15 protein-coding genes and 1 tRNA gene are annotated in these 14,015 nt (G+C 67.0%); 5 read left to right on the top strand and 11 right to left on the bottom strand.

Annotated elements, in window-relative coordinates; genetic code table 11:
• Positions 1-180: 180 nt before the first annotated feature.
• The 3 genes from rsmD to CFB89_RS14700 all read left to right on the top strand — a co-directional run bounded on the left by rsmD (position 181) and on the right by CFB89_RS14700 (position 1,730).
• Positions 181-795 (top strand): 16S rRNA (guanine(966)-N(2))-methyltransferase RsmD, encoded by a 615-nt coding sequence (gene rsmD / locus CFB89_RS14710; protein ID WP_089468491.1) that lies wholly within the window; start codon positions 181-183, stop codon positions 793-795.
• Positions 796-906: 111 nt separating this feature from the next.
• Positions 907-1,404: a pantetheine-phosphate adenylyltransferase gene (coaD, locus tag CFB89_RS14705; RefSeq protein WP_006477773.1), complete on the top strand. Its 498-nt coding sequence runs from the start codon at positions 907-909 to the stop codon at positions 1,402-1,404.
• A gap of 59 nt (positions 1,405-1,463) precedes the next feature.
• Positions 1,464-1,730, top strand: coding sequence for a YfhL family 4Fe-4S dicluster ferredoxin (locus tag CFB89_RS14700; protein ID WP_006477774.1), 267 nt, complete (start codon positions 1,464-1,466; stop codon positions 1,728-1,730).
• A gap of 74 nt (positions 1,731-1,804) precedes the next feature.
• Here CFB89_RS14700 and hisC read toward each other — a convergent pair whose 3' ends face one another.
• The 8 genes from hisC to CFB89_RS14660 all read right to left on the bottom strand — a co-directional run bounded on the left by hisC (position 1,805) and on the right by CFB89_RS14660 (position 8,961).
• A complete protein-coding gene (gene hisC / locus CFB89_RS14695; protein WP_089468490.1) occupies positions 1,805-2,872 on the bottom strand; it encodes a histidinol-phosphate transaminase in 1,068 nt (355 codons plus the stop codon).
• 115 nt (positions 2,873-2,987) lie between these two features.
• Entirely contained in the window at positions 2,988-3,587 is a 600-nt protein-coding gene (gene pth / locus CFB89_RS14690; protein WP_031403074.1) for an aminoacyl-tRNA hydrolase, read from the bottom strand.
• Positions 3,588-3,707: 120 nt separating this feature from the next.
• Positions 3,708-4,313 carry a 50S ribosomal protein L25/general stress protein Ctc gene (locus CFB89_RS14685; RefSeq protein ID WP_011546248.1) on the bottom strand — a complete coding sequence of 202 codons (606 nt, stop codon included), beginning with the start codon at positions 4,311-4,313 and terminating at the stop codon, positions 3,708-3,710.
• 158 nt (positions 4,314-4,471) lie between these two features.
• Entirely contained in the window at positions 4,472-5,434 is a 963-nt protein-coding gene (locus tag CFB89_RS14680; protein WP_089468489.1) for a ribose-phosphate pyrophosphokinase, read from the bottom strand.
• 44 nt (positions 5,435-5,478) lie between these two features.
• Positions 5,479-5,555, bottom strand: a tRNA-Gln gene (locus tag CFB89_RS14675).
• 53 nt (positions 5,556-5,608) lie between these two features.
• Positions 5,609-6,490, bottom strand: a complete 882-nt coding sequence (gene ispE, locus CFB89_RS14670) for a 4-(cytidine 5'-diphospho)-2-C-methyl-D-erythritol kinase (protein ID WP_089468488.1) — start codon at positions 6,488-6,490, stop codon at positions 5,609-5,611.
• Positions 6,491-6,517: 27 nt separating this feature from the next.
• On the bottom strand, positions 6,518-7,138 hold the full coding sequence (lolB, locus tag CFB89_RS14665) for a lipoprotein insertase outer membrane protein LolB (protein WP_089468487.1): 621 nt from the start codon (positions 7,136-7,138) through the stop codon (positions 6,518-6,520).
• Complete coding sequence (locus tag CFB89_RS14660; RefSeq protein ID WP_089468486.1) at positions 7,138-8,961, bottom strand: tetratricopeptide repeat protein; 1,824 nt, start codon at positions 8,959-8,961, stop codon at positions 7,138-7,140. The genes lolB and CFB89_RS14660 overlap by 1 nt, the downstream gene beginning before the upstream one ends.
• 246 nt (positions 8,962-9,207) lie before the next feature.
• Between CFB89_RS14660 and mutM the strand changes: the two genes are divergently transcribed.
• Positions 9,208-10,035: a bifunctional DNA-formamidopyrimidine glycosylase/DNA-(apurinic or apyrimidinic site) lyase gene (gene mutM / locus CFB89_RS14655; RefSeq protein WP_089468485.1), complete on the top strand. Its 828-nt coding sequence runs from the start codon at positions 9,208-9,210 to the stop codon at positions 10,033-10,035.
• A 24-nt stretch (positions 10,036-10,059) separates the two neighbouring features.
• Positions 10,060-11,166 carry an A/G-specific adenine glycosylase gene (gene mutY, locus CFB89_RS14650; protein ID WP_089468484.1) on the top strand — a complete coding sequence of 369 codons (1,107 nt, stop codon included), beginning with the start codon at positions 10,060-10,062 and terminating at the stop codon, positions 11,164-11,166.
• Positions 11,167-11,289: 123 nt separating this feature from the next.
• Here mutY and CFB89_RS14645 read toward each other — a convergent pair whose 3' ends face one another.
• The 3 genes from CFB89_RS14645 to hprK form a co-directional block, all read right to left on the bottom strand.
• Entirely contained in the window at positions 11,290-11,925 is a 636-nt protein-coding gene (locus tag CFB89_RS14645) for an LON peptidase substrate-binding domain-containing protein (protein ID WP_059575655.1), read from the bottom strand.
• 27 nt (positions 11,926-11,952) lie between these two features.
• On the bottom strand, positions 11,953-12,861 hold the full coding sequence (gene rapZ / locus CFB89_RS14640) for an RNase adapter RapZ (protein WP_089468483.1): 909 nt from the start codon (positions 12,859-12,861) through the stop codon (positions 11,953-11,955).
• Between the two features lie 74 nt (positions 12,862-12,935).
• Positions 12,936-13,904, bottom strand: coding sequence for an HPr(Ser) kinase/phosphatase (hprK, locus tag CFB89_RS14635; protein WP_006483133.1), 969 nt, complete (start codon positions 13,902-13,904; stop codon positions 12,936-12,938).
• Positions 13,905-14,015: the final 111 nt, after the last annotated feature.

Here is a 14,015-nt window from a genome sequence, read left to right as displayed (position 1 = left end):
GGGCGGGGCGCCGGACGGGCCGTTCTGCGTTCGCGCGGACGCGGCGCTCGGCGGCCGAAACCGTGCATTTTATCAGTGCGGCGCGGCGCTCGCGTCAGTGCGCGCCGCCGCTGTGGTAACGTGCGCCTGTTTGGCGGCGCCCCTCGCGCGCGCCCGGTTCCTCCGTTGTCGATATCCCGTATGTCCCGTTCCTCTTCCGGCCGCCCGGCGGCCCCTTCCAGCCGCGGCAAGCCGCACACGATCCGCATCATCGGCGGCGACTGGAAACGCACGCCGCTCGCGGTGCTCGATCTCGACGGCCTGCGCCCGACCCCCGATCGCGTACGCGAGACGCTGTTCAACTGGCTCGGCCAGGATCTCGAAGGCCGGCGCTGCCTCGACCTGTTCGCGGGCACCGGCGCGCTCGGCTTCGAGGCCGCATCGCGCGGCGCGGCGAGCGTCGTGATGGTCGAGCGCCATCCGCGCGCCGCGCAGCAGTTGCGTGCGATCAAGGACAAGCTCGGCGCCCGTTCGGTCGAGATCGCCGAAGCCGATGCGCTGCGGCTCGCGGCCGGGCTCACGCCGGGTGCGTTCGACGTCGTGTTCCTCGATCCGCCGTTCGATGACCTGGCCGCGCGCGATCGCGCGATCGCGCTGTCGGCGCCGCTCGTCGCGGCGGGCGGCGCGCTGTACGTCGAAACGGGGGCGGAACTCGATCCGGCCGCGCACGACGCGCTCGCGGGCTGGCAGGTGGTGAAGCACGGCAAGGCCGGTGCGGTTCACTATCATTTGCTGCGCCGCGAAAATGATGAATAATGCGCGTTCCATACGAGGCGGCGCGCCGCGAAGGCGACGCATGCCCATCTCGGCAGCGGCGCGTGCATCGCACGGCTGCCATCCCGTTTGCGTGATGACAGGAGGAGCGACATGGTAGTCGCCGTGTATCCCGGTACGTTCGATCCGCTGACGCGCGGGCACGAAGACCTCGTGCGGCGTGCGTCGAGCATTTTTGATACGCTGGTGGTGGGCGTTGCCGACAGCCGCGCGAAGAAGCCGTTTTTCTCGCTCGAAGAACGTCTGACGATTGCGAACGAGGTGCTCGGCCATTATCCGAACGTGAAGGTGATGAGTTTCACCGGCCTCCTGAAGGATTTCGTCCGCGTCAACAATGCGCGCGTGATCGTGCGCGGGCTGCGCGCCGTATCCGATTTCGAATACGAGTTCCAGATGGCGGGGATGAACCGCTATCTGCTGCCCGACGTCGAGACGATGTTCATGACGCCGTCCGACCAGTACCAGTTCATCTCGGGGACGATCGTGCGCGAAATCGCGCAATTGGGCGGCGATGTCAGCAAATTCGTGTTTCCGTCCGTCGAGAAGTGGCTGACCGAGAAAGTCACGGCGATGGGAGGCCCTGCCGCGTGATGCGGCGCCGGCCGGTTTCGTTGCGAAGCCGGCCGCCGGCCTGAAGAAGTGAGATCAGTATGGCTTTGATGATTACCGACGAGTGCATCAATTGCGACGTGTGCGAGCCCGAGTGCCCGAACGGCGCGATTTCGATGGGCCCGGATATCTACGTGATCGACCCGAACAAGTGCACCGAGTGCGTCGGCCATTTCGACGAACCGCAGTGCCAGCAGGTGTGTCCGGTCGAATGCATTCCGCGCGATCCGCAGCATGACGAATCGCACGCGCAATTGATGGAGAAGTACCACGCGTTGATCGCCGTGAAGGGCGACGACGCATCGTGATCCTGCGCTGACGCGCGCTCCGATCGACGGGCGCGCGTCGCGCTTTCTTTCAGACCGGCGTCGGTTCTTCCATATCAGCCCAGCAGCTCGCGCAACGCCGCGACGAGCGCATCGCATTCGGCATCGGTGCCGACGGTGATGCGCAGATGCTGGTCGATCCGCGGCAGCCGGAAGTGCCGCACGAAAATTTCCCGTTCCTTCAGCTTCGCCGCGATCGCGCCCGCGTCGTGCGCCGGATGGCGCGCGAACACGAAATTCGCGGCCGACGGCACGATCTCGAAGCCGAGCGCGGCGAGCGCATGCGTGAGCCGCGCCCGGCTGTCGATCACGCGCCGGCAGGTGGCGTTGAAATAATCGGTGTCTTCATACGCAGCCTGCGCGGCGACCTGCGCGAGCCGGTCGAGCGGATACGAATTGAAGCTGTCCTTCACGCGGTTCAGCGCGTCGATCAGCGCCGCATCGCCGAACGCGAAGCCGACGCGCATGCCCGCGAGCGAGCGCGCCTTCGACGTCGTATGCACGACGAGCAGGTTCGGATGGCGGTCGATCAGCGTAATCGCCGACTGCGCGCCGAAATCGACGTACGCTTCGTCGATCACGACGACCGACGACGGGTTCGCGGCCGCAATGCGCTCGACGTCCGCGAGCGGCAGCGCGCGCCCGGTCGGCGCGTTCGGGTTCGGAAACAGCACGCCGCCGGCGTCGTCGAGATAGTCGTCGACGCGGATCGAGAAATCGTCCGCGAGCGGCACGACCGTGGTCTCGACGCCGTACAGGCGCGCGTAGGTCGGATAGAAGCTGTACGTGATGTCGGGAAAGCGCAGCGGCCGGTCGTGCTTGAGCAGCGCCTGGAACGCATGCGCGAGCACCTCGTCGGAGCCGTTGCCGACGAACACCTGTTCGGGCTGGATGCGGTGATGGGCCGCGACCGTCTCGCGCAGCGCGCGTGCGACCGGGTCGGGATAGCGGCGCAGCGTGTCGCCGGTGTCGCCGAGTTCGCGTGCGATCGCCGCGACGACGCGCGGCGACGGCGGATAGGGATTCTCGTTGGTGTTCAGCTTGACGGGGTGCGCGAGCGCGGGCTGTTCGCCCGGCACGTAAGGCACCAATTGCTGAACGACGTCGCTCCAGTAACGGCTCACCGCTTGGCTCCTGTCGGGCAAAACGCCCAGATTACCGCATGTGCGCGTCGCGGTGGGTCAGGCGAGGCCGTCGGGTTGGCCGGATGGCCGATGCACCGGCCCGTGCGCGGTGCGGTCAGCTGCGATGCAGCTGCATCGTCGCGCGGTCGAGTTCGCCCTTGACGACCATCGGCATCACGGCGAGCGCGCGTTCGATCGATGCGTCGATCACGTCCTGTTCCTCGCGGCGCGGCGGTTTCAGCACGAAGTTCGCGACGTCGGGCTTCGCGCCGGCGCGCGCGCTTTCCGGAATCAGGTCGCGCGGATGGCCGATGCCGATCCGCAGCCGCCAGTATTGCTGCGACGACAGGTGCGCGGTGATGTCCTTCAGGCCGTTGTGGCCGCCGCTGCCGCCGCCGAGCTTCAGCTTCACGGTGCCGGGCGGCAGGTCGAGCTCGTCGTGCGCGACGAGGATCTGGTCGGGCAGGATCTTGAAGAATTGCGCGAGCGCGACGACCGACTGGCCGGAGCGGTTCATGTAGGTCTGCGGCTCGAGCAGATGCACTTCCTCGCCGTGCAGGCGCGCTTTCGCGTAGAAGCCGTGGAAGCGGCGTTCGTCGCGCAGCGTCGTGCCGGCTTCGCGAGCGAGCTGGTCGATCAGCCAGAAACCGGCGTTGTGGCGCGTCGCGGTGTATTCCGCCCCGGGATTGCCGAGGCCGACGATCAGTTTGATCATGACGTTTCGAAGGCGGCGGCTGCCGCCTGGGCGCAGAAAAAGAAAAACCCGCCGGGCAAGCCGCGGCGGGTTGCGTCGACCGTTTCGTGAAACGGATCGATGGGGCGTGCAGGCAGCCGCTTAGGCAGCCGGCGTTTCGCCTTCTGCTGCGTCCGACACGGCACCCGCCGGGACCGTCGCCGAAGCGATGACCGGGTTTTCCGCGTCGACGTGCGCGACCAGCGCGACGCCCTTCGGCAGCGCGATGTCCTTCGCGTGCAGCGATTGACCGGCTTCGATCTTCGACAGGTCGACTTCGAGGAACTCCGGCAGGTCAGCCGGCAGGCACTCGATTTCGATTTCCGTCGCGACGTGCGAGACGATCGCGCTCGACAGCTTCACGGCCGGGCTGACTTCCGCGTTCAGGAAGTGCAGCGGTGCCTTCGTGTGCAGCTTCTTCTTCGCGTCGACGCGCTGGAAGTCCACGTGCAGCACGAGTTGCTTGAACGGGTGGTATTGCACGTCGCGCAGCAGAACCTGTTGCGACTGGCCAGCGACTTCCAGGTCGAGGATCGACGAGTGGAAGGCTTCCTTCTTCAGTGCATGCCACAGCGCGTTGTGATCCAGTTCGATCTTTTGCGGGGCTGCTTCGCCACCGTAGACGATACCCGTGGTCTTACCGGCGTTGCGCAGGCGGCGGCTCGCACCCGTACCTTGCTGTTGGCGCTCGAAAGCGACGACTTTCATGTGATTCTCCATGTGCTGCCCGCGACCAGGCAGTAAAACGGGGCCATCAAGCGGCCCCCGATGAAACGGCCGGGGTTTCGTCTATCCCGTCCGATTGTGCAAAAAGCGAAGCGTTGCCGCTTCGCTTTTCGCGCATGCTTTGTTCCGTCGATTCGCGATCAGGATTCCGCGAACAGCGACATCACTGAATCGCCGCGGCGGATCCGCGAGAACGTCTCGGCCAGCAGGCTCGCGCTCGTCAGCGAGCGGATCTTCGAGCATGCCAGCGATTCGGCCGACAGCGGAATCGTATCGGTGACGACCAGCTCGTCGAGTTCCGATGCGGCGATACGCTCGGCGGCGCCGCCCGACAGGACCGGGTGCGTCGCGTACGCGAACACCTGCTTCGCACCGCGTGCCTTCAGCACTTGTGCAGCCTTGCAGAGCGTGCCTGCCGTATCGACCATGTCGTCCATGATCACGCAGGTGCGGCCTTCGACTTCACCGATGATGTTCATCACTTCGGCGACGTTCGCCTTCGGACGACGCTTGTCGATGATCGCGAGATCGCAGTTGAGCTGCTTCGCGAGCGCCCGGGCACGCACCACGCCGCCGACGTCCGGCGACACGACGAGCAGATCCGAGTAGTTCTGCTTGCGCACGTCGCCCAGCAGGATCGGCGTCGCGTAGATGTTGTCGACCGGGATGTCGAAGAAGCCCTGAATCTGGTCGGCGTGCAGATCCATCGTGATGATCCGCTCGACGCCGGCGATTTCCAGCATGTTCGCGACGACCTTCGCTGAGATCGCGACGCGCGCCGAACGCGGGCGGCGATCCTGACGCGCATAGCCGAAGTAGGGGATGGCAGCGGTGATCCGGCCTGCGGATGCGCGCTTGAGCGCATCGACCATGATCATCAGTTCCATCAGATTGTCGTTCGCCGGTGCGCACGTAGATTGCAGGACGAAGACGTCCTTGCCGCGCACGTTTTCCTGGATCTCGACCTGGATTTCGCCGTCGGAGAAACGGCTGACCATCGCTTTGCCGAGGGGAATACCAAGGATACTGACGACTTCCTGGGCGAGCGCGGGATTCGCGTTGCCAGTAAAGACCATCAGGCCATCATGGCTGTGGCTGCTCATCGTGCACCTGCTTCAGGCTTGGGCGGGAAATGCGGGAAAATTTTTGGCAGGGGAGGAAGGACTCGAACCCTCGCATGCCGGAATCAAAATCCGGTGCCTTGACCAACTTGGCGACTCCCCTACACTTAACTGATAACTTCACCGAACTTGTAGGCCGTTCGGCAAAGTAAAACTTCATGACGCGAAAGCGAAGAGCGGATGCTCGTTCAGACTCTCGGCAACTGCGCCATTCCAACTGGCGGGCAACTTGGCTTTCGCCGCTTCTGCCTCGTGCTTGCTGTGAAACGCTGCAAACACGCTTGCTCCGGAGCCGGTCATCCTCGCGGGGGTCACATCATACAACCATTTGACCGCCTGCGCAACTTCCGCGTACTTCCTTGTTACAACTTCCTGCATATCGTTCCGACCGAAGCTATCTGGCCATCCCGTATCGCTGGTTTGCTGTGCAAGAAAGTCAGCAATTGTGACGGGCTTCGTATTTCTTGTCAACAACTCATCTGAAAATATTTCAGCGGTCGGGACATGAACGCGTGGCGTCACAACCAAGAACCAGCGAGTCGGCAATTGTACCTCAGCTAATTCTTCTCCGATACCCTCCGCGAACGCATTTTTTCCAAAAATAAAAAACGGGACGTCGGCGCCGAGTTTGACCGCGAGCGCCTGGAGTTCGGCGCGCGGCAAATCGAGTTGCCACAGGCGGTTCAGCGCGAGCAGCGTCGTCGCCGCGTCGGAGCTGCCGCCGCCGAGCCCGGCGCCCATCGGCAGGATCTTGTCGATCTCGATGTCGACGCCGTGCGCGGTGCCCGTATGCGTCTTCAGCAGGTTCGCCGCGCGCACGACGAGATCGCTCTCCTCGGGCACGCCCGGCACGTCGGTGACGCGTGCGACGCGGCCGTCGTCGCGCCGCGTGAAGTGCAGCGTGTCGCCCCAGTTCAGCAGCTGGAATACGCTCTGCAGATCGTGATAGCCGTTCGGACGGCGGCCGGTGATGTGCAGGAACAGGTTGAGTTTCGCGGGCGCCAGGCAGTTGCGCAGCGAGCGGGTCGAATCGGTCATGCGGGTATCGGGGCTAGGCGCGCGTGCTCACTGATCGAGCACGAGCTTGATGTCGAGCGGCGGCGTGGCGCGCACGAGGTTGACGCGTTTGACGCCCGTGGCCGGGGCATCCGCGTAGGCAAGGTAGTCGATCGTCCAGCCGTCCTGGCGCAACTGCTTGATGCGCGTGCTGTCGGCCGGGTCGCGCACGGTTTCGGCGGGCGTCGCGGGCGCGGCGGTCGGCAGCAGCCAGTAGCGCAGGCCCGCGAGCGGTAGCTCGAAGCCGAGCGTTTTCTGCATCAGGTCGCCGACGTCGGGCGCATATTGGGTCGGGCGGTTCGGCAATTCGAGCGACGCCGCGCGCGGCGTCGATTTCACGACCGCGAGCGTCTGGCCGAGCGGGCTGCGCAGTTCGAGCGACACGTCGTCGCCGTGCTCCTGCCAGTCGAAGTTGCCGTACACGTTCTGCGGGTTGCCGAGACGATCGTCGTACCGCACCGCGAAGCGGCCGTGGTACGCATGCGCCGCCGCCGTCTGCAGCACGGCGCCCGTCGGCGCGTTGGCCGACGGCGGCGTGCTCGCGCAGCCGGCGAGCGCGAGCGCCGCGCCGGCCGCGGCCAGCGTGCGCCGCGCGCGGGAGGACAGGGAAAACATCGGGAACATCCGCATCAGAGGCCGTTGATCTGCAGGCGTTTGAGCGTCTGCACGAGCGTTTCGTTGTCGGGCTCGAGCTTCTGTGCGGCACGCCACGCGTTGCGCGCGTCGTCCTGCGCGCCGCTCTTCCACAGCACTTCGCCGAGATGCGCGCCGATCTCGGCGTTCGGCTGCAGTTCGTATGCACGCTGCAGCACCTTCGTCGCGCCGGCCGTGTCGCCCATCCGGTACTTCACCCAGCCGAGGCTGTCCATGATGTACGCGTCGTTCGGCGCGAGCGCCATCGCCTTGTCGATCAGCTTGCTGGCCTCGGGCAGGCGCTGGTTGCGGTCGGCGAGCGAATAGCCGAGCGCGTTGTAGGCCTGCGGGTTGTCGGGCTGCGTACGGATCAACTCGCGCAACTGCTTTTCCATCGTCGCGTAGTGGCCGGTCTTTTCGGCCGCCATCGCGTAGTCGTAGCGCAGGTCGGGATCGTCCGGGAAGTCCTGGACGGCCTGCCCGAGCCGCGCCTCCGCTTCCGGATAGCGCTTCGCGGTGAACAGGATCGACGCATCGGTGCGCGCCACCACGGCCGCGTCGCGCGGATCCGAGATCGGCAGGTTGTCGAGCACCTTGCGCGCCTCGTCGGTCTTGCCCTGTTTCTGCAGCAGCTGCGCACGCGTGATCTGCGCGGGCAGGTAGTGCTGGCTCGTCTGGTCGACCTTGTCGAGCCATTGCGACGCCTGCGCGTCGTTGTTCTGGTCGATCGCGATCTGCGCGAGGTAGATGTAGCCCTGGCCGACGTCGAGGTTCGGCTGCTTGTCGCCGAGCTGCACGTATTGCTTCAGGTAGCCGGTCGCCTCGTCGAGTTTCTTCTGCTGGATCTTGATCAGCGCGAGCGCCATCAGCGGCGTCGGATCCTTCGCGTCGAGCTTGCGCATCGTCTCGAACTGCTTCTGCGCGTCGTCGAGGCGATCGTCGGCGAGATAGAGCTGCGACAGCGCGAGCCGTGCGTCGCGCGACTTCGGATTCTGCTGAACATACTTCTCGAACGACGCGATGCCCGCCGCGCGTTCCGCCGGCCCCATCTGCGACAGCATCAGCGCCGCCGGCAGGTAGTCGGGGCGGATCTGCAGCGCCTGCTTCAGCGATTGCGCGGCGCCTTCCTTGTCGTCGACCGCGAGCTGCTGCCGCGCGATCGCGAGCTGCGCTTCGGGGCGGTTCATGTCGTTCTTCAGCATGTCCTTCAGCACCGCGAGGCCGCCGACGCGGTCGGGGCCGCGCACGAGCAGCGCCTGCAGCGCGAGGATCGCCGGGCCGCGCGTGTCGCCGGTCGCGCGGGCCAGCTCGCGCGCGAGCATCGGCTGCGCGTCGGCCGGCTTGCCGGCGAGCACCAGCAGCGCGGCGTCGACCTGCGACGCGCGGTTCGAATCCGGTGCGTACTGACGCCACAGGTTCGCGGCGGACAGCGCGTCGGCCGGGCTCTGCGCGCCGAGCGCGATTTCGGTCGCGCGCTGCGCCATGCGCGGATCGCGCGTGTCGCGGGCCAGCGCGAGGTAAGTCTGGTACGCCGGCGCCGGCTGGTTGCGCTGGAGCGCGACCTCGGCGGCGAGCACCTGGTAGACGATCTGGCCCGTCAGCGGCACGCCGGGGAGATTCTTCTGCTCGTCCGGCAACACGTGCTCGAACGCACCCTGCGGCTCCGCGTCGTCCGATGCCGGATTCTGCGCGTGGGCCGGAAAGGCGGTGAGGGTCCAGGCGGCAAACAGCGCGGCACCGAGTGCACGGCGGACCGGGAAGGCGCGCGCGCCGCGCACGGCGGCGGGGCGCTCCTGAAGCAGCTTCGAGGGCAGGGTCATGGAAATCCGTTCGATGTTTCAACCGATTGTAACGCGCTCGCTACAATACACGCACGATCGTGATAGGGTCCGTTTACCTGTGGAACCCCCATGCGAATGCCCGAAATCGCCCGCCTCGCGTGCTGCCAGGCGAGCGATTTCGGGCATTCCCGTGTTTAATTCGGGGCCGCCGCGAGAACGGCCGTTCTCGCGGCGGCGCATGCGCGTTCCCTATGTAAGCAGACCGTAGCCTCAGACCCGCAAAACATGCCAGAGTTGCCAGAAGTCGAAGTCACGCGCCGGGGCATCGAGCCCTTTGTCGCGGGCCGCCGCGTCGAGCGTGTCGACGTCCGTACCGCGATGCTGCGCTGGCCCGTGCCGGCCGGGCTCGCCGAGCAATTGCGCGCGCGCGAGGTGCTCGCCGTCGAGCGCCGCGGCAAGTACCTGCTGTTCGAAGTCGATGCGGGCTGGTTCATCGTCCATCTCGGGATGACGGGCACGCTGCGCGTGCTGCCCGCGGCCGGCGTGCCGATCGCCGCGAAGCACGACCACATCGACTGGATCTTCGACGAATTCGTGCTGCGCTTCCGCGATCCGCGCCGCTTCGGCGCCGTGCTGTGGCACCCGCGCGAAGCCGGTGACGTGCATGCGCATCCGCTGCTCGCGAGCCTCGGCGTCGAGCCGTTCTCGCCGGCGTTCACCGGCGCTCTGCTGCATGCGCGCACGCGCGGCCGCACGGTGTCGGTCAAGCAGGCGCTGCTCGCGGGCGACATGGTCGTCGGCGTCGGCAACATCTATGCGTCGGAGAGCCTGTTTCGCGCCGGCATCCGGCCGACGACGGCCGCCGGCAAGGTTTCGCTGCCGCGCTACGAGCGGCTGGCCGATGCGGTGCGCGCGACGCTCGCCGACGCGATCGAGCGCGGCGGCAGCACGTTGCGCGATTTCGTCGGCAGCAACGGCGAAAGCGGCTACTTCCAGCTCGATTGCTTCGTCTACGATCGTGCCGGCCAGCCTTGCCGCGTATGCGGCACGCCGATCCGCCAGATCGTGCAGGGCCAGCGGTCGACCTATTTTTGCCCGACGTGCCAGCGTTGAAACCCTTTTCCCCGATCAGATAACTTGAAGCCGCCCCGCATCGCCCCCGCTCCGTTCCCCGTCACGCCGCTGCACCGCACGTTCGCCACGCGTCTCGTCGCGTGGCAGCGCGAGCATGGCCGCCATGACCTGCCGTGGCAGAACACCCGCGATCCGTACCGGATCTGGCTGTCGGAAATCATGCTCCAGCAGACGCAGGTGTCGACCGTCATTCCGTATTACACGCGTTTTCTCGACCGCTACCCCGACGTCGCCGCGCTCGCGGCCGCGCCGGCCGACGACGTGATGGCGCTATGGGCGGGGCTCGGCTACTACTCGCGCGCGCGCAACCTGCACCGCTGCGCGCAGGTCGTCGTCGCCGAGCACGGCGGCGCGTTTCCGGCGACGCCCGACGCATTGGCCGAACTGCCCGGCATCGGCCGCTCGACGGCCGCCGCAATCGCGTCGTTTGCGTACGGCGCGCGCGCGACGATCCTCGACGGCAACGTGAAACGCGTGCTCGCGCGGGTATTCGGCGTCGAGGGCTTTCCGGGCGAGAAGCGGGTCGAGAACGACATGTGGGCACTCGCCGAATCGCTGCTGCCCGATGCCGCGAACGCGGCCGACGTGAGCGCGTATACGCAGGGGCTGATGGACCTGGGCGCGACGCTGTGCGTGCGCGGCAAGCCCGACTGCGCGCGCTGCCCGTTCGCGGGCGACTGCGTCGCGCAATCGACCGGCCGGCAGCGCGAACTGCCGGCCGCCCGGCCGAAGAAGGCCGTGCCGACGCGCAAGACCTGGATGCTCGTGCTGCGCGACGGCGACGCCGTGCTGCTCGAGCGACGGCCGCCGACCGGCATCTGGGGCGGCCTGTGGAGCCTGCCGCAAGCGGACGGCGATGCCGCGCTCGCCGATCTCGCGCGCGGTTTCGGCGGCGGCGGCACGGTGCCGCTTGCGCCGCTCACGCATACGTTCACGCATTTCCGGCTCGAGATCGAGCCGCGGCTGAGCGATGTGGCCGACGGCGGCGGCCTGCCGTCGCAGGCGCGGGACGCGGACACCGCATGGGTGCCGCTGAGCCGGCTCGACGCGTACGGCGTGCCGGCGCCCGTGCGCAGGCTGCTCGATGCGCTGAGCGGGCCGTTGCTGTAACGAGCGGGGAAGAAAGGGCGCGGCGCGGGCCGCGTTCGCGAAGGCGCCGCGTTGTCGCCCGCAGGAAGGAATGGCCTTCGGGCGGGCACGACGCGCGACTCGCGGCGGATCGGCGCGCGGTCGCTACAGCCAGCCGTGCCGGTCGAGCACGTGGTGCACGGCGTCGATGCGCGCGCCGACGTCCGGAAACTCCATCAGCTTCTGCCGCGCGCGCAGGTCGAGCGGCAGCAGTTCCGCGAGGCGATTCGATACCCAGCTCGGATCGTCGAGGCGGAACGGTTCGCCGAACGGCATTTTCTGCGGATCGGATTTTTTCAGCGCATCGATGATGCGTTCGAGCACCTCGGCGCACGAGCCGAACTGCGCGAGCGCCTGTTCGCCTTCGAGCGGAATGTCGTCGGGCAGCGGCTCCGCGATGCCGACCAGCAGCCCGTTGCCTTCGACGCGATACGACAGCAGCTCGAAACGCTGCGTGCCGACCGCCTGCAGATACAGCATCCCGAATTCGCCGGTATCGCACTCGGTGATGCGCGCCATGCAACCGATGGTTTCGGGCACCGACACCGCGCCGTCCTGCGCGACTTCGGGCCCGCTCTTGAGCAGGCACACGCCGAACGGTGCGTCGTCGCGCAGGCAGGCGCGCGACATGTCGAGATAGCGCGCCTCGAACACCTTGAGCGGGAGCAGCCCTCCAGGAAACAGCACCGTGTGCAGCGGAAACAGCGGCAGGTCGATCAGGGTGGTCGATAAGGAGGACATGGCGCGCGGGCGTGGGGGCGGGTGTCGCTAGGGTCGGTCGACCTCGGAGACGAGCCGCGACGACGCGTCGACATCCACGGGCGCGTCACGATGCCGCACGATCACGTTCGCCTCGCGCGCCAGGCGCGCGGCGAGCGTTTCCGCGATGAACACCGAGCGATGCTGGCCGCCCGTGCAGCCGATGGCGACGGTCAGGTAGCTGCGGTTGTCGTCGCGGAAGTGCGGCAGCCATTTCATCAGGAACGCATGGATGTCGTCGATCATCTGGTGGACGATCGGCAGTGCGTCGAGAAAGGCGATGACCGGCTGGTCGAGCCCGGTGAGCGGGCGCAACTCGTGGTCGTAGTACGGATTCGGCAGCGCGCGCACGTCGAACATCAGGTCGGCGTCGAGCGGCACGCCGCGCTTGAAGCCGAACGATTCGAACATCACCATCAGGTCGTTGTTCTTTTGCTCGATGAAGCGCTTGACCCAGGTGCGCAGCGCGTTCGCGCGCAGCGTGCTGGTATCGATCTGGTGGCCGAATTCGGCGAGCGGCGCGACAAGCTCGCGCTCGCGCTCGATCGCTTCCTCGAGCGACGACAGCAGGCCGACGTCCGCATCGTGCGACAGCGAGCCGGACAACGGATGGCGGCGGCGCGTTTCGGAGAAGCGCTGGATCAGCGCCTGGGTGCTCGCGTTGAGGAACAGCACGCGCACGTCGTGCTCGCGGGACAGCTCGCGGATCAGGCCGGGCATTTCGTCGAGCGATGCGCTCGAGCGCGCGTCGATCGCAACCGCGAGCCGGCGCTGGCCGTCCTGCTCGAGGTAGCGGGCGAGTTCGGGGAGCACGTGCGGCGGCAGGTTGTCGACGCAGTAATAGCCTGCGTCCTCGAGCGCGTTCAGCGCGACGGACTTGCCTGAGCCGGAGATGCCGGTGATGAGGACGATGCGCATGGGAACGGAGAATCCTGACGTTTCATCATAGCACCGGCTCGACGCGTCGGCGTTGCGCGGCCGGCGCGTGCGGGTTACACCAGTTTGCCGGGGAACTGACTGTCGGGATCCTGCATCGCGAGCCGTTGCCGATCCATGAAATCGCGCAACGTGTCGATTCCGCGCAACTGCAGGATCGTGTTCCGGACGGCCGCCTCGACGAGCACCGCGAGGTTGCGGCCGGCCGCGACCTGGATCGTGACCTTGCTGATCGGCAAGCCGAGCACGTCGACGGTCTGGCTTTCGAGCGGCAGGCGCTGGAATTCGCCGTCGGGGCGACGCACGAGCTGGACGATCAGCTTCAGCTTCATTTTTCGTCGCACCGCGGTTTCGCCGAAGATCGTCTTGATGTCGAGCAGGCCGAGGCCGCGCACTTCGAGCAGGTTCTGCAGCAGCGGCGGGCAGCGGCCTTCGACGAAATCGGGGCCAAGACGGACGAAATCGACCGCGTCGTCGGCGACGAGGCCGTGGCCGCGGCTGATCAGCTCGAGGCCGAGCTCGCTCTTGCCGAGGCCGGAATCGCCGGTCAGCAGCACGCCCATCCCGAGGATGTCGAGAAACACGCCGTGCAGCGTCGCGCGCGGCGCGAGGATGCGCGACATGTAGAGCCGCAGGCTGTCGATCACCGCGGCGGCCGACATCGGCGTCGTGAACAGCGGCGTGGACGAGCGCGTGCAGCGCAGCACCAGTTCGGGCGGCGCCGCGGCGCCGCCGGCGACGACGAGAAACGGAGGTTCGAGTGCGATCAGCTCGGCCATGTGGCGCGAGCGGTCTTCGTCGGTCTGGCGCTGGTAGTAGTCGATTTCGGCTTCGCCGAGCACCTGGATCCGGTTCGGGTGGATCAGGTTCAGGTGGCCGACGAGGTCGGCGCTCGACGTTGCGTTACCGACCGTGTCGGCCGAAAAGCCGCGCTCCCAGCCTTCATGCCCCGTCAGCCAGCTCAGTTTCAGCGTCGCTGCGTTGTCGTCGAAGATGCTCTGGGCGTTGATGCTGGACGTATCCATGACTCTCGTCACTCCAATGGGCCGGTGCGGGCGCGCGGCGACGGACGTCGCCATGCCGGGCCGGCGCCGGGCGGCCCTGGGCGGCGCGTGCCGCCTCGTACGGGGAAATAT

Origin of the sequence: Burkholderia sp. AU16741, from assembly GCF_002223345.1 — a bacterium.
GTDB lineage: Bacteria > Pseudomonadota > Gammaproteobacteria > Burkholderiales > Burkholderiaceae > Burkholderia > Burkholderia sola.
Note: the sequence above shows the minus strand (reverse complement) of the source record. Positions and strands in the feature narration are given on the sequence as shown.

Coding starts and splice junctions, on each gene's coding strand:
- CFB89_RS14660 (WP_089468486.1), bottom strand. CDS start 8,961: ATGACCCTGCCCTCGAAGCTGCTTCAGGAGCGCCCCGCCGCCGTGCGC.
- CFB89_RS14685 (WP_011546248.1), bottom strand. CDS start 4,313: ATGAAAGTCGTCGCTTTCGAGCGCCAACAGCAAGGTACGGGTGCGAGC.
- CFB89_RS14700 (WP_006477774.1), top strand. CDS start 1,464: ATGGCTTTGATGATTACCGACGAGTGCATCAATTGCGACGTGTGCGAG.
- hprK (WP_006483133.1), bottom strand. CDS start 13,904: ATGGATACGTCCAGCATCAACGCCCAGAGCATCTTCGACGACAACGCA.
- CFB89_RS14680 (WP_089468489.1), bottom strand. CDS start 5,434: ATGAGCAGCCACAGCCATGATGGCCTGATGGTCTTTACTGGCAACGCG.
- mutM (WP_089468485.1), top strand. CDS start 9,208: ATGCCAGAGTTGCCAGAAGTCGAAGTCACGCGCCGGGGCATCGAGCCC.
- coaD (WP_006477773.1), top strand. CDS start 907: ATGGTAGTCGCCGTGTATCCCGGTACGTTCGATCCGCTGACGCGCGGG.
- lolB (WP_089468487.1), bottom strand. CDS start 7,138: ATGCGGATGTTCCCGATGTTTTCCCTGTCCTCCCGCGCGCGGCGCACG.
- pth (WP_031403074.1), bottom strand. CDS start 3,587: ATGATCAAACTGATCGTCGGCCTCGGCAATCCCGGGGCGGAATACACC.
- rapZ (WP_089468483.1), bottom strand. CDS start 12,861: ATGCGCATCGTCCTCATCACCGGCATCTCCGGCTCAGGCAAGTCCGTC.
- rsmD (WP_089468491.1), top strand. CDS start 181: ATGTCCCGTTCCTCTTCCGGCCGCCCGGCGGCCCCTTCCAGCCGCGGC.
- CFB89_RS14645 (WP_059575655.1), bottom strand. CDS start 11,925: ATGTCCTCCTTATCGACCACCCTGATCGACCTGCCGCTGTTTCCGCTG.
- ispE (WP_089468488.1), bottom strand. CDS start 6,490: ATGACCGATTCGACCCGCTCGCTGCGCAACTGCCTGGCGCCCGCGAAA.